Raw genomic sequence first — 12,460 nt, 5'->3', positions numbered from 1 at the left:
AATATGGAGTAATAGCGGTGAATGTTTGGTTGATTTTGCAAGGGTTTGGACTGGGTGCAAGCATGATCATTCCTATTGGCGCACAAAATGCCTACGTGCTTAATCAAGGAGTAAAACGACAACATCATTTAACAACAGCAAGTATTTGCAGTTTGCTTGATATCGTTTTTATCTCGTTGGGTATTTTTGGTGGCGGCGCACTGTTGTCCAAAAACGAGACGCTACTGATGCTAGTTACACTGGGGGGTATCGCTTTTTTAACCCTTTATGGCTCCCTATCATTGAAAAGTGCTTTTAGTGCTCAGTCTAATGAAACAAAAGAAAATCAAACACTTCGGGGAAAACGTACCGTGATTCTCGGTGCACTAGCGGTTACAGTATTAAACCCTCACTTATATCTCGACACCGTTGTCATTCTGGGTTCGATTGGTGGTCAGTTTGAAGGCCAAGATCGCATTTCCTTTGCTCTAGGAACTATGATGGCTTCACTCGTTTGGTTCTACTCGCTGTCTATTGGTGCCGCTAAATTAGGCCCAGTGTTATCACAACCTCGAGTCAAGCAAGGTATTGATATCGCGGTTGCTATTATGATGTATGCGATTGCGCTGATGTTGGCGATCGAACTGTTCACTATGTTTGGTTAGGTGGATCATGAATAAACTCGAAGAAATTTACTTGTTTAATAAGACATTGCTGGGAAAGCTGAACGTTGAATACCAAGAGTGGCATCACGAGCCAATTCTTGATTTCACCACTGACGAGAGAGTCGCTAAAGAGCTAGGATGGACAGGTACACACACCAAAAGCCTGTTCTTGCAACTCAAAGGGGCTGGCTTCGCTCTGTACTTGACGGACAAAGACAGTCGATTGAACAGTAAGGGCATTAAAGCATTACTAGGTAAACGCCCATCGATTGTAAGTAATGAGACAATGAGTGAAGCAACAGGTTGTGTTGCTGGTGCCGTCTGTCCCTTCGGTTTGCCCGTAGAGATCCCAATCGTGGTTGACCGTCGACTGTATGAATTCGAACAGCTTCTCTACACACCAGGTCATCCGGAATGCACATTTGGTATTGCTGCTAGCGATCTCCAGATTGTTTTATCAGCCTTGAACAACCCAATTTTCGAGCTGTAAAAAACGTACAAAAAAAGCGAAGCCAGTGGCTTCGCTTTGTATCGTGTTAAGCGGTGATTAAGCTTCAACTTTGTTCAAGTGAACATCCATTTGCGGGAATGGAATTTCGATGCCTTCTTTGTCTAGGCCTTCTTTGATCGCTTGCATCAGATCAAAGTAAACATTCCAGTAGTCCGCCGTTTTCACCCAAGGGCGCACAACGAAGTTAACTGAAGAATCCGCAAGAGTATGAACACCAACTTGCACGCCAGGCTCTTTCAATACGCGCTCATCTGACTGACAAATCTTAGTCAGAAGCTCTTTAGTCTTCTGTAGATCAGCGTTGTAAGAAACCCCAATCATTAAATCAACACGTCGTGTTTCGTGACGAGAGTAGTTCGTGATAGGACTGCCAATAACGCTGCCATTTGGAACAACTACCATTTTGTTATCAGGTGTTTTCAATACAGTTTGGAAAATCTGAATCGCTTCAACACTACCTGCTACACCACCGATTTCCACGTAGTCACCTGACTTAAACGGACGGAAGCCAACAATAAGCACGCCCGCCGCAAAGTTAGATAGAGAGCCTTGAAGTGCAAGACCAACAGCAAGACCGGCGGCACCGATTACTGCCACAACAGATGCGGTTTGAACACCTAAGCGACCCAGAGCTGCAATTAGAACAATCACAAACAGCAAGTAACGTACAAGACCATGGATAAACTCGACAACCGCCTTATCCATATTTTTCTTTTCTAAAACCTTAGCAACACTGTTTGCTACGGCTTTCACGATCATGTTACCGATAAATAGAATCAGAACGGCAGAAATGATGTTTACGCCGTATTGAACCAATAGATCAGAGTTCGTCGTTAACCATTTTTCTGCGTGACTTAATCCATCAACTAGGGGAGCTTCAATTCCCGCTGATTCGCCTGCCATATTTGTATCCTCTCAAAATGTAATAATTCTATGAATCAAACTGCTTTATATTAGTAATTAACCACGGCTTGCTTATCCACCTGGTCAAGCAATGCCATTTTTTTGGCACAATATCTCATTTTTGACCATTCTCAAAGTCAAGTTTTTGCAAAGAGAATAAAAACAGACGTTTATCAAAACATGATGAAATCGGCTTGTTACAGATTACCAAAGCATTTACATTTAGCCAGATTTTTCACATCACTCACTCTGATAAACGAGCCAAGTATCAGATATAAAAAAACCCGCTCAATGAGCGGGTTTTTATCATTCGTAATAGCGACTAACTTATAGTACGTCTACTGCGTTTAGGTCAGCAAAAGCTTGCTCTAGACGAGCTACCATTGAAGCTTGACCAGCACGTAGCCATACGCGTGGGTCGTAGTACTTCTTGTTTGGTGCGTCTTCGCCAGTTGGGTTACCGATTTGACCTTGTAGGTAATCGCGGTTTTCCGCTTCGTACTTACGGATACCATCCCAAGTTGCCCACTGTGTATCAGTATCGATGTTCATCTTGATAACGCCGTAACCGATAGACTCTTGGATCTCTTCTTGAGTAGAACCAGAACCACCGTGGAATACGAAGTTTAGAGCGTTTGGTGCGATACCGAACTTCTCTGCACAGTATGCTTGAGAATCACGTAGGATAGTTGGAGTTAGAACAACGTTACCTGGCTTGTAAACACCGTGTACGTTACCGAAAGATGCTGCGATAGTGAAACGGTGTGAAACAGCGCTTAGTTTCTCGTATGCGTATGCAACGTCTTCTGGAGAAGTGTAAAGCTCAGATGCGTCCATATCAGAGTTATCAACGCCGTCTTCTTCACCACCAGTACAACCAAGTTCGATCTCGATTGTCATGTTCATTTTAGCCATGCGCTCTAGGTACTTAGCACATGTTTCGATGTTCTCTTCTAGAGACTCTTCAGAAAGGTCTAGCATGTGAGAAGAGAATAGAGGCTTACCAGTTTGAGCGAAGAACTCTTCACCAGCGTCTAGTAGACCGTCGATCCATGGAAGAAGTTTCTTAGCTGCGTGGTCAGTGTGTAGGATTACTGGCACACCGTAAGCTTCAGCTACAGCGTGAACGTATTTAGCACCCGCTACAGCACCAAGGATTTGAGCACCTTGACCTTCAAGTTTAACGCCTTTACCAGCGAAGAAAGCTGCACCGCCGTTAGAGAACTGAACAACAACTGGAGCTTTAACTTTAGCTGCTGCTTCTAGTACTGCGTTTACAGAGTCAGTACCTACAACGTTAACTGCTGGTAGAGCGAAGTTGTTTTCTTTAGCAACTTCAAAAACTTTCTGTACGTCGTCGCCAGAGATAACACCTGGTTTTACGAAATCGAAGATCTTAGACATGGATTTAATCCTATTTATCTGTCGTTTTAAAAATAAAACTTGTTAAGTTTAAATTCTTGCAAACGTTTGCTCACAACTCGCGCTATTCTAGCAAAAAACTGTGATGTGCAGCAAACAACAAAGCGGGAGAATCACTCTCCCGCTTTCACTTAATTACTTAGCGCGCTCTTCAAGCATTGCCACTGCTGGAAGTACTTTACCTTCAACGAATTCAAGGAATGCACCACCACCAGTAGAGATGTAAGAAACGTCAGCTTTGATACCGAATTGGTCGATAGCCGCTAGCGTGTCACCACCACCTGCTACAGAGAAACCTGCTGACTTAGCGATCGCTTCAGAGATACCTTTGGTACCCGCTTCGAAGTTCTTGAATTCGAATACGCCTACTGGACCGTTCCATAGGATTGTCTTAGCGTTAGCGATGATTTCAGCTAGAGCGGCCGTTGAGTCTGGACCTAGGTCGAAGATCATGTCGTCGTCAGCAACGTCAGCAACGTTCTTGATTTCAGCTTCTGCGTTCTCGTCGAATGCTTTCGCACATGCAACGTCAGTCGCAACTGGGATAGAACACTCTTTCATTAGTTTTTGAGCGGTTTCAACTAGGTCAGCTTCGTATAGAGACTTACCTACGTTGTGGCCTGCTGCAGCGATAAATGTGTTCGCGATACCACCACCAACAACTAGCTGGTCAGCGACTTTAGATAGAGACTCTAGAACGGTTAGTTTAGTAGAAACTTTAGAACCACCAACGATAGCAACAAGTGGACGCTCTGGGTTGTCCATTGCTTTACCTAGTGCTTCTAGTTCAGCAGCAAGAAGAGGACCAGCACACGCAACAGGCGCGTTCATACCAACACCGTGAGTAGACGCTTGAGCACGGTGAGCCGTACCAAATGCATCCATTACGAAGATGTCACAAAGTGCAGCGTATTTCTTAGATAGCTCTTCTTCGTTCTTCTTCTCGCCTTTGTTAAAGCGAACGTTTTCAAGAACAACTAGCTCACCTGTGTTTAGCTCTAGGCCATCTAGGTAATCTTTCGCTAGTTTAACTTCGCAATCTAGTGCGTCGTTTAGGTAGTTAACAACAGGTTGTAGAGAGAACTCTTCTGCGTATTCACCTTCAGTTGGACGACCTAGGTGAGAAGTAACCATAACTTTAGCGCCAGCTTCTAGACAGTGCTTGATCGTTGGTAGAGATGCTAGGATACGTGCATCAGAAGTCACTTTGCCTTCTTTTACAGGTACGTTTAGGTCCGCACGGATAAATACACGTTTACCTGCTAGATCCAGGTCAGTCATCTTGATTACAGACATGATGTGTCCTCTCAAATATTCAATAAGTAAAGTTTTCAGTAGCCCGGCAACCCTGCCAAGCCTATTAATTCTTTAAACTGGTTCAGATATGGAGCCATCATTTATTTATTTCAAGGGTAAAAATAAATAATTCTCCTCGCTGCACTACGGCTTACTTTGCAGCCTGCATTGCGAGCGCAGTATCCAGCATGCGGTTCGCAAAGCCCCATTCGTTATCACACCAAACAAGCATTTTCACTAAATGCCCATTGCTCACTCGAGTCTGTGTACCATCGACAATCGCGCTATGGGGATCATGATTAAAGTCGATAGAAACGAGCGGCGCTTCAGTATAGTCAACAATGCCCTGTAATGTACACTGAGATGCGTTAACAATGGTTTGATTTACGTCATTAACTTTCACATTTGTATTAATTGTGACACTTAAATCCATCGCCGTGACGTTTACCGTTGGTACTCGCACGGAAATCGCTTCAAACTTGTTAGAAAATTTCGGGAAGATTCTTTCAATACCTTTATGCAACTTAGTGTCCACCGGAATGATCGACTGGCTGGCGGCACGTGTTCGACGCAAATCAGAGTGGTACGCATCAATGACTTGTTGGTCGTTCATCGATGAGTGAATCGTAGTAATGGTGCCAGATTCGATTTCAAACGCGTCATCAAGGGCTTTAATGATAGGAACGATACAGTTAGTGGTACACGAACCGTTGGAGACAACTTTGTGTTCGGCTTTTAGCGTATCGTGGTTCACACCATAAATAATCGTATTGTCGAGATCGTTGGCCCCAGGGTGTGAAAATAAGACTTTCTTCGCGCCAGCTTTGATATGCTCTTGGCCATCCGCTTGAGAGCCAAAAACACCTGTGCAATCTAAGACCAGATCGACCTCTAGATCGCGCCACGGCAGCAGCTCAATATCACTGAGATGTAGAATGCGGACAGAATCAAATTCTCCGCTGTCATGATGAATATAAATATGCTCTTGGTCGTTGGTCACCTTCTTGCCGAATCGACCGTGGCTTGTATCGTATTGCAGTAGGTGCGCCATGGCATCTGGCTGAGCAAGCTCATTCACTGCTACCACTTTAATCTGCTGGCTTTTGCCACTTTCATATACTGCCCGCAGTACATTACGACCGATACGTCCAAATCCATTGATCGCAACTCTTAGCATGATTCCATCGCCTTACATGATTTTCGTGTCACAAATACTACCCGATAGTGAGAAGAAGCGCATTAAGTTAGTGATATGCGCCGAGTAATTGATTTTATAAAACTTGATTAATATGAGAGCTGTATGCATAGTCGACCTGTGAGCAATTGTTTTCTTATGGCTGTTTCTTCTCTAGTTTCATCAACCAAAGGAAATGACTATGTCTGGATACCCAGCCACTCACTTTTGTAAACAATGCGAACAAGAAACGCCCCATAGTGAAGTGCTTGTCAGAAAAAACAGCAGCTACGACACGGACACTTCTCTTTTAGGTAGAATCAAATTGATGGCTCATACCTTTATTAATGGTGGTCATTACTATGACATGGACAGATACATCACATGTAAAGTGTGTGGTCATAAAGAGAAAGATAACTGGGGTAAAGAGTTTGAGTAACCGCTGCGCAGACTTAACTTGAACGCATAAAAAAAACCGAGCCAAATGGCTCGGTTTTCTCTTTTTCGTTGATACGAACTAAATTAAGAAAGTAGTTCTTTCGCTGTGTTTACTACGTTTTCTGTAGTGAAACCGAACATCTTGAACAGTTCGCCTGCTGGAGCAGATTCACCGAACGTTGTCATACCGATGATCTTGCCGCCGAAGCCAACGTACTTGTACCAGAAGTCAGCGATGCCAGCTTCAACAGCGATACGTGCTGTTACGTCAGATGGAAGAACAGATTCGCGGTATTCTGCGTCTTGCTTGTCGAATGCATCTGTAGATGGCATTGAAACAACGCGTACTTGTTTGCCTTCCGCTGTTAGCTGTGCTGCTGCTTCTACCGCCAGCTCAACTTCTGAACCTGTCGCGATAAGGATTAGCTCTGGCTTGCCTTCACAATCTTTCAGGATGTAACCGCCGCGAGCGATGTTTGCAACTTGCTCTTCGCTACGCTCTTGCTGTGCAAGGTTTTGACGAGAGAAGATTAGAGACGTTGGACCGTCTTTACGCTCGATAGCCAGTTTCCAAGCGACTGCAGATTCCACTTGGTCACATGGACGCCATGTGCTCATGTTTGGAGTTAGACGTAGAGACGCCATTTGCTCAACTGGTTGGTGCGTTGGGCCATCTTCGCCTAGACCGATAGAGTCATGCGTGTACACTTGGATATTCTGAACTTTCATCAGAGCAGCCATGCGCATTGCGTTACGCGCGTATTCCATGAACATTAGGAAAGTCGCGCCGTATGGTACGAAACCACCGTGCAGAGCGATACCGTTCATGATTGCTGTCATACCGAATTCACGGACACCGTAGTGGATGTAGTTACCTGATGCATCTTCAGCAGATACTGACTTAGAACCAGACCACATGGTTAGGTTAGAAGGTGCTAGGTCAGCCGAGCCGCCTAGGAACTCTGGTAGCATAGCACCAAACGCTTCTAGCGCGTTTTGAGACGCTTTACGTGATGCGATGTTTGCTGGGTTCGCTTGCAGGTCAGCAATGATTGCATTTGCTTTCTCTTCCCACTGTGCTGGTAGTTCACCGTTTAGGCGACGCTTAAGCTCAGCTGCTTCTTCAGGGTATGCCGCGGCATAAGCATCGAACTTAGCATTCCATGCAGCTTCTTTTTCAGCACCCGCTTGTTTTGCATCCCACTGTGCATAAACATCAGCAGGAATTTCAAATGGACCGTGCTCCCAACCAAGTTGCTTGCGAGTCGCTGCAATTTCTTCTGCGCCTAGTGGTGCACCGTGACAGTCGTGAGAGCCAGACTTGTTAGGCGAACCAAAACCGATCACTGTTTTAGTACAAATCAGAGTTGGACGAGGATCCGCTTTAGCGGCGATGATTGCTGCGTTGATCGCTTCAGAATCGTGACCGTCTACCGCTGGGATTACATGCCAGCCGTACGCTTCAAAACGCTTAGGTGTGTCATCAGAGAACCAGCCTTCAACGTGACCATCGATAGAGATGCCGTTGTCATCCCAGAACGCAATCAACTTACCAAGACCTAGCGTACCAGCTAAAGAACATGCTTCGTGAGAGATACCTTCCATCAGACAGCCGTCACCCATGAATGCATAAGTGAAGTGGTCAACGATGTCGTGGCCTTCTTTGTTGAACTGTGCTGCCAACGTCTTCTCAGCTAACGCCATACCTACAGCGTTGGTGATACCTTGACCTAGAGGACCTGTCGTTGTCTCAACACCTGGTGCGTAACCGTACTCTGGGTGACCCGGCGTTTTAGAGTGCAACTGACGGAAGTTTTTCAGATCGTCAATCGATAGCTCGTAACCCGAAAGGTGTAGCAAAGAGTAAATCAGCATAGAGCCGTGGCCATTTGAAAGAACGAAACGGTCGCGGTCAGCCCATTCTGGGTTTGCTGGGTTGTGGTTTAGGTGAGAGCGCCAAAGAACTTCAGCGATATCAGCCATACCCATAGGGGCGCCTGGGTGGCCAGAGTTAGCCTGTTGTACACCATCCATGCTTAGAGCGCGGATAGCATTAGCGAGATGTTGACGAGAAGACATGTCAGCTCCTGAGTGCATTAAGCGAATCATATAAATGTGGGCGATAATTCTCTCAAAGCGAATCTAGCTGTGCAAACGTTTTCCAAGCCATTTGTTCACAAATTTCCGACCTTTCGCAGCAAATCGCTCGAAGTTACTCATTTGAAGCCAACTTAAGGCAAACGTTTGGTTTTATCTAATAATAAAAAAGAGCTTGTAATTCGAGCATTCAAAACTAGAATAGACGTCTAGATGTAGATACACCTACAATTATTAGTATTATTGAATGCTGGAGTGTTTCCAAACCTCCAACATTAACCAGATATAGTGGAGCTAACATGGCTAAGCACCTGTTCACTTCTGAGTCGGTATCAGAAGGTCATCCAGATAAAATTGCAGACCAAATTTCTGATGCTGTTCTTGATGCAATTCTAGAACAAGACCCAAAAGCACGTGTCGCGTGTGAAACTTACGTTAAAACCGGTATGGTCATGGTTGGTGGTGAGATCACTACTTCAGCATGGGTAGATATCGAAGAGCTAACGCGTCAAACCGTGCGTGAAATTGGCTACGTGCATTCAGACATGGGCTTTGATGCGGATTCTTGTGCTGTTCTGAACACGATTGGTAAGCAGTCACCGGACATCAACCAAGGTGTTGATAAAGCCGATCCTAAAGAGCAAGGCGCAGGCGACCAAGGCATTATGTTTGGTTACGCAACCAACGAAACTGAAATCCTAATGCCAGCACCTATCACTTACGCACACCGCTTAGTTGAAAAACAAGCAGAAGTACGTAAGAGCGGCAAACTAAACTTCCTACGTCCAGATGCGAAATCTCAGGTAACGTTCCAATACGATCACGGTAAGATTGTAGGTATCGATGCGGTTGTTCTTTCAACTCAGCACTGTGACTCAGTATCAACTCCTGACCTACGTGAAGCAGTAATGGAAGAGATCATCAAGCCTGTACTGCCTTCAGAGTGGATCAACAAAGAGACTAACTTCTTCATCAACCCAACTGGTCGTTTCGTAATCGGCGGTCCAATGGGTGACTGTGGTCTAACTGGTCGTAAGATCATCGTTGATACCTACGGCGGCGCAGCGCGTCACGGTGGCGGTGCGTTCTCTGGTAAAGATCCATCAAAAGTAGACCGCTCTGCAGCATACGCAGCACGTTACGTAGCGAAAAACATCGTTGCGGCTGGCATGGCTGACCGTTGTGAGATCCAACTTTCTTATGCAATCGGTGTTGCGGATCCAACCTCTATCATGGTGGAAACGTTCGGCACTGAGAAAGTCTCTCACGATATTATCGTAGAAGCAGTTCGCCAGAACTTCGATCTACGTCCATACGGTCTACAAGAGATGCTGAACCTACTTCAGCCTATCTACAAGAAGACAGCAGCTTACGGTCACTTCGGTCGTGAAGAGTTCCCGTGGGAAGCGACAGATAAAGCAGCGATTCTTGCAGACTTCGCAGGTCTTAAGTAATTAGAACATAAGACATAATCGAATTTAAAAGGGCTTTTGGGAAACCAAAAGCCCTTTTTCTTTACCGATAAAAACACCGATGAAAGTTGTATTTTTTTGCCATCGGGTCAATAGTTAAAAATATGTTAATGGGATAAATCTATATTGAATTTCATCTCGTAACACAAGATAAACTCTTGCCCCAACCAAGAAGTCAACGATCCGGGCATCGAGTTTCCAACACATTCGGGCAGCCAAACCGCCCGGTGAGAACAGAGAATCGATCAAGGAGGATGTATGCCTCGTACGGTGAATCCACACGACTTCAAAGAGAAACATAAAGAAGTCCCAGACGCGGAATATGCTCGCACCATTCCGTGTAATCAAGTAAGCGTTTCAGCGCCATTTCATTGGCTCTCGTTGGGCTTACACGACTTTATCAGAATGCCTCTTATCAGCGCATTCTACGGTTTATGCTTTATGGCCGCCGCGATTGGTATTGTATTGCTCGTTCAATGGCAAGGAACCCACCTCGTCGTGATGCCTAGCCTAGTTGTTTACATGCTAATCGGCCCTTTCCTCGCTCTCGGTTTATACGATGCGAGTTGGGAAAGAGAGAAAGGACACAGCGCCAGCCTGCTTCATTCAATGAAAGCGATCGGACGCAATTCGACCTCTCAATGGGCATTCGCAGTCTTGCTGGCAGTATGTATGATTTTCTGGATGCGCATCGCTGCGTTGCTTCACGCCTTATACCCTTCCATGCAAGGTGCTCCGCTCACTGAATTTATGCCTTTCCTTGTGATAGGCTCGCTAGTTGGCTTTATCCTTGCTTGTGTTGTTTTCAGCATCTCCGCATTTTCAATTCCACTGATGATGGAACGTCGAGTCGATATGATGACCGCGGTATTTACCAGCTTCAATGCCGTTAAATCCAACATTCCGGCTATGATTGTGTGGGCAGGCTTAATTTGTGGCGGTATTTTGGTGGGCTTCGCCACTTACGGAATTGGCATGTTGTTCACAATGCCAATACTGGGCTACGGCACTTGGCACGCATACCACGAAACCATTAAGAAGAAACATCACCCTTAACAAGATGAGCTGTTTCGATCTATGATGCGCCCCAACCCTTTTGGTTGGGGCGTTGTTTTAGGAGTAGATGTGGATTTAGAACTCGATTATCGTGCGCACAAAGTCATCGCAGAGTGTCTATTCCAAGCGCAAAACGCCTTCAAACGTCAATTCCCACAACCTTCACTCAACTACAAGCTACGCGGTAAAGCTGCAGGTAAAGCTTATCTACAACTCAATGAAATCCGCCTCAATCCAACTCTGTTTAAAGAGAACCAACAGGCCTTCTTAAACGAGGTGCTCCCCCATGAAGTGGCCCATTTGATCACCTATCAAGTCTATGGCCGAGTAAGACCACACGGTAAAGAGTGGCAAGGCGTGATGGAAGCCGTATTTAAGGTCCCTGCAAAAACGACGCACAGCTTTGAAATCACTTCAGTACAAGGGAAGACCTTTGAGTACCTTTGTGCCTGTACCACCTACCCTTTGTCGATTCGCCGACACAATAAAGTACAGCGAAAGCAAGCCAGTTACCGCTGTCAGCAGTGCCAACAAACACTCGCTTTCAGTGGCAAACAACTCTCCTAGTTAATTTTTTTCTCAGTAATACAAGCCAGTAATGCGTGCTAGACTGTAAGCACTCATACTTTTCTAATACCAAGATATGAAAAAACAACGCTTGCTTGCATTCACTATTGCGCTCCTGTCATCCGTGGCAGTCGCCGCTCCACCTTCTTCTTTCTCGAAAGCAAAGAAAGAGGCGGTCAAAATATACGCCGATCATCCAACCAGTTTTTATTGTGGTTGTGATATTCAGTGGCAAGGAAGAAAAGGTACTCCTGATTTAGAATCTTGTGGCTACCAAGTTCGAAAACAGCTCAAACGCGCGTCACGTATCGAATGGGAACATGTGGTCCCTGCGTGGCAATTTGGCCACCAGCGTCAATGTTGGCAAGAGGGCGGACGTAAAAACTGTGCGAAGAAAGATAAAACCTTCCGCATGATGGAAGCCGATCTTCACAACCTGACTCCTGCGATCGGTGAAGTGAATGGCGATCGCTCCAACTATAACTTTAGCCAGTGGAATGGCCTCGACGGCGTGAGCTATGGCCGCTGTGAAATGCAGGTCAACTTTAAGCAGCGTAAAGTGATGCCACCCGATCGAGCAAAAGGCTCAATCGCGCGTACGTACCTTTATATGAGCAAAGAGTATGGATTTAGGCTATCTAAACAGCAAACCCAACTGATGAATGCATGGAACAAGCAGTTTCCAGTTGATTCATGGGAATGTGAGCGAGAAGAACGAATTTTCAAAATTCAGGGCAATCACAACCCGTTTGTTTATCAAGCCTGCCAAGCCCTTTAAGTCATCTTTCTCTTAACCGACAAAGAGTTTCCAGTTCTTAGCTGGAAACGCTTTGCGCCCCTTGTTTTTTCCCTTAAAAGCATCCATGTTAGAGGTTATCTC

12 protein-coding genes are annotated in these 12,460 nt (G+C 45.4%); 7 read left to right on the top strand and 5 right to left on the bottom strand.

What is annotated here, in order from left to right:
- Positions 1 to 17: 17 nt before the first annotated feature.
- Positions 18 to 644 (top strand): LysE/ArgO family amino acid transporter, encoded by a 627-nt coding sequence (locus tag OH458_RS19495; protein ID WP_269979519.1) that lies wholly within the window; start codon positions 18 to 20, stop codon positions 642 to 644.
- A gap of 7 nt (positions 645 to 651) precedes the next feature.
- Positions 652 to 1,134: a YbaK/EbsC family protein gene (locus OH458_RS19490; RefSeq protein WP_269979518.1), complete on the top strand. Its 483-nt coding sequence runs from the start codon at positions 652 to 654 to the stop codon at positions 1,132 to 1,134.
- A 57-nt stretch (positions 1,135 to 1,191) separates the two neighbouring features.
- Here the strand turns inward: OH458_RS19490 and mscS are convergent, their stop codons facing one another.
- The 4 genes from mscS to epd all read right to left on the bottom strand — a co-directional run bounded on the left by mscS (position 1,192) and on the right by epd (position 5,953).
- Positions 1,192 to 2,058, bottom strand: a complete 867-nt coding sequence (gene mscS, locus OH458_RS19485) for a small-conductance mechanosensitive channel MscS (protein ID WP_269979517.1) — start codon at positions 2,056 to 2,058, stop codon at positions 1,192 to 1,194.
- A gap of 327 nt (positions 2,059 to 2,385) precedes the next feature.
- Positions 2,386 to 3,462 (bottom strand): class II fructose-bisphosphate aldolase, encoded by a 1,077-nt coding sequence (gene fbaA / locus OH458_RS19480; RefSeq protein WP_269979516.1) that lies wholly within the window; start codon positions 3,460 to 3,462, stop codon positions 2,386 to 2,388.
- Positions 3,463 to 3,615: 153 nt separating this feature from the next.
- The gene (locus tag OH458_RS19475; RefSeq protein ID WP_038137804.1) at positions 3,616 to 4,776 is read right to left on the bottom strand and encodes a phosphoglycerate kinase; all 1,161 of its coding nucleotides are present in this window, start codon (positions 4,774 to 4,776) and stop codon (positions 3,616 to 3,618) included.
- A gap of 151 nt (positions 4,777 to 4,927) precedes the next feature.
- Positions 4,928 to 5,953, bottom strand: a complete 1,026-nt coding sequence (gene epd / locus OH458_RS19470) for an erythrose-4-phosphate dehydrogenase (protein WP_038191401.1) — start codon at positions 5,951 to 5,953, stop codon at positions 4,928 to 4,930.
- A gap of 199 nt (positions 5,954 to 6,152) precedes the next feature.
- Here epd and OH458_RS19465 point away from each other — a divergent pair, with 199 nt between their 5' ends.
- On the top strand, positions 6,153 to 6,389 hold the full coding sequence (locus tag OH458_RS19465) for a hypothetical protein (RefSeq protein WP_269979515.1): 237 nt from the start codon (positions 6,153 to 6,155) through the stop codon (positions 6,387 to 6,389).
- A gap of 83 nt (positions 6,390 to 6,472) precedes the next feature.
- Here OH458_RS19465 and tkt read toward each other — a convergent pair whose 3' ends face one another.
- Positions 6,473 to 8,467 (bottom strand): transketolase, encoded by a 1,995-nt coding sequence (gene tkt, locus OH458_RS19460; protein WP_269979514.1) that lies wholly within the window; start codon positions 8,465 to 8,467, stop codon positions 6,473 to 6,475.
- A gap of 317 nt (positions 8,468 to 8,784) precedes the next feature.
- On the opposite strand from tkt, the gene metK reads away from it, so the two are divergent.
- The 4 genes from metK to endA all read left to right on the top strand — a co-directional run bounded on the left by metK (position 8,785) and on the right by endA (position 12,358).
- Positions 8,785 to 9,939 (top strand): methionine adenosyltransferase, encoded by a 1,155-nt coding sequence (metK, locus tag OH458_RS19455; RefSeq protein ID WP_269979513.1) that lies wholly within the window; start codon positions 8,785 to 8,787, stop codon positions 9,937 to 9,939.
- A gap of 276 nt (positions 9,940 to 10,215) precedes the next feature.
- Positions 10,216 to 11,013, top strand: coding sequence for a DUF2189 domain-containing protein (locus OH458_RS19450; protein WP_269979512.1), 798 nt, complete (start codon positions 10,216 to 10,218; stop codon positions 11,011 to 11,013).
- Positions 11,014 to 11,082: 69 nt separating this feature from the next.
- On the top strand, positions 11,083 to 11,580 hold the full coding sequence (locus OH458_RS19445) for a SprT family zinc-dependent metalloprotease (protein WP_269979511.1): 498 nt from the start codon (positions 11,083 to 11,085) through the stop codon (positions 11,578 to 11,580).
- Positions 11,581 to 11,656: 76 nt separating this feature from the next.
- On the top strand, positions 11,657 to 12,358 hold the full coding sequence (gene endA / locus OH458_RS19440) for a deoxyribonuclease I (protein ID WP_269979510.1): 702 nt from the start codon (positions 11,657 to 11,659) through the stop codon (positions 12,356 to 12,358).
- The last annotated feature ends 102 nt before the right edge of the window (positions 12,359 to 12,460 follow it).

It is taken from the genome of Vibrio sp. MarTm2 (assembly GCF_027587055.1).
GTDB classification, from domain to species: Bacteria; Pseudomonadota; Gammaproteobacteria; order Enterobacterales; family Vibrionaceae; genus Vibrio; species Vibrio sinaloensis_D.
The sequence above is the reverse complement of the archived record's forward strand: the minus strand, read 5'-3'. Positions and strand labels throughout refer to the sequence as shown.

What these genes read in the sequence shown, in the direction of transcription:
- tkt (WP_269979514.1), bottom strand. Translation starts at nt 8,467, where the DNA reads ATGTCTTCTCGTCAACATCTCGCTAATGCTATCCGCGCTCTAAGCATG.
- metK (WP_269979513.1), top strand. Translation starts at nt 8,785, where the DNA reads ATGGCTAAGCACCTGTTCACTTCTGAGTCGGTATCAGAAGGTCATCCA.
- OH458_RS19450 (WP_269979512.1), top strand. Translation starts at nt 10,216, where the DNA reads ATGCCTCGTACGGTGAATCCACACGACTTCAAAGAGAAACATAAAGAA.
- OH458_RS19465 (WP_269979515.1), top strand. Translation starts at nt 6,153, where the DNA reads ATGTCTGGATACCCAGCCACTCACTTTTGTAAACAATGCGAACAAGAA.
- epd (WP_038191401.1), bottom strand. Translation starts at nt 5,953, where the DNA reads ATGCTAAGAGTTGCGATCAATGGATTTGGACGTATCGGTCGTAATGTA.
- mscS (WP_269979517.1), bottom strand. Translation starts at nt 2,058, where the DNA reads ATGGCAGGCGAATCAGCGGGAATTGAAGCTCCCCTAGTTGATGGATTA.
- OH458_RS19475 (WP_038137804.1), bottom strand. Translation starts at nt 4,776, where the DNA reads ATGTCTGTAATCAAGATGACTGACCTGGATCTAGCAGGTAAACGTGTA.
- OH458_RS19490 (WP_269979518.1), top strand. Translation starts at nt 652, where the DNA reads ATGAATAAACTCGAAGAAATTTACTTGTTTAATAAGACATTGCTGGGA.
- fbaA (WP_269979516.1), bottom strand. Translation starts at nt 3,462, where the DNA reads ATGTCTAAGATCTTCGATTTCGTAAAACCAGGTGTTATCTCTGGCGAC.
- endA (WP_269979510.1), top strand. Translation starts at nt 11,657, where the DNA reads ATGAAAAAACAACGCTTGCTTGCATTCACTATTGCGCTCCTGTCATCC.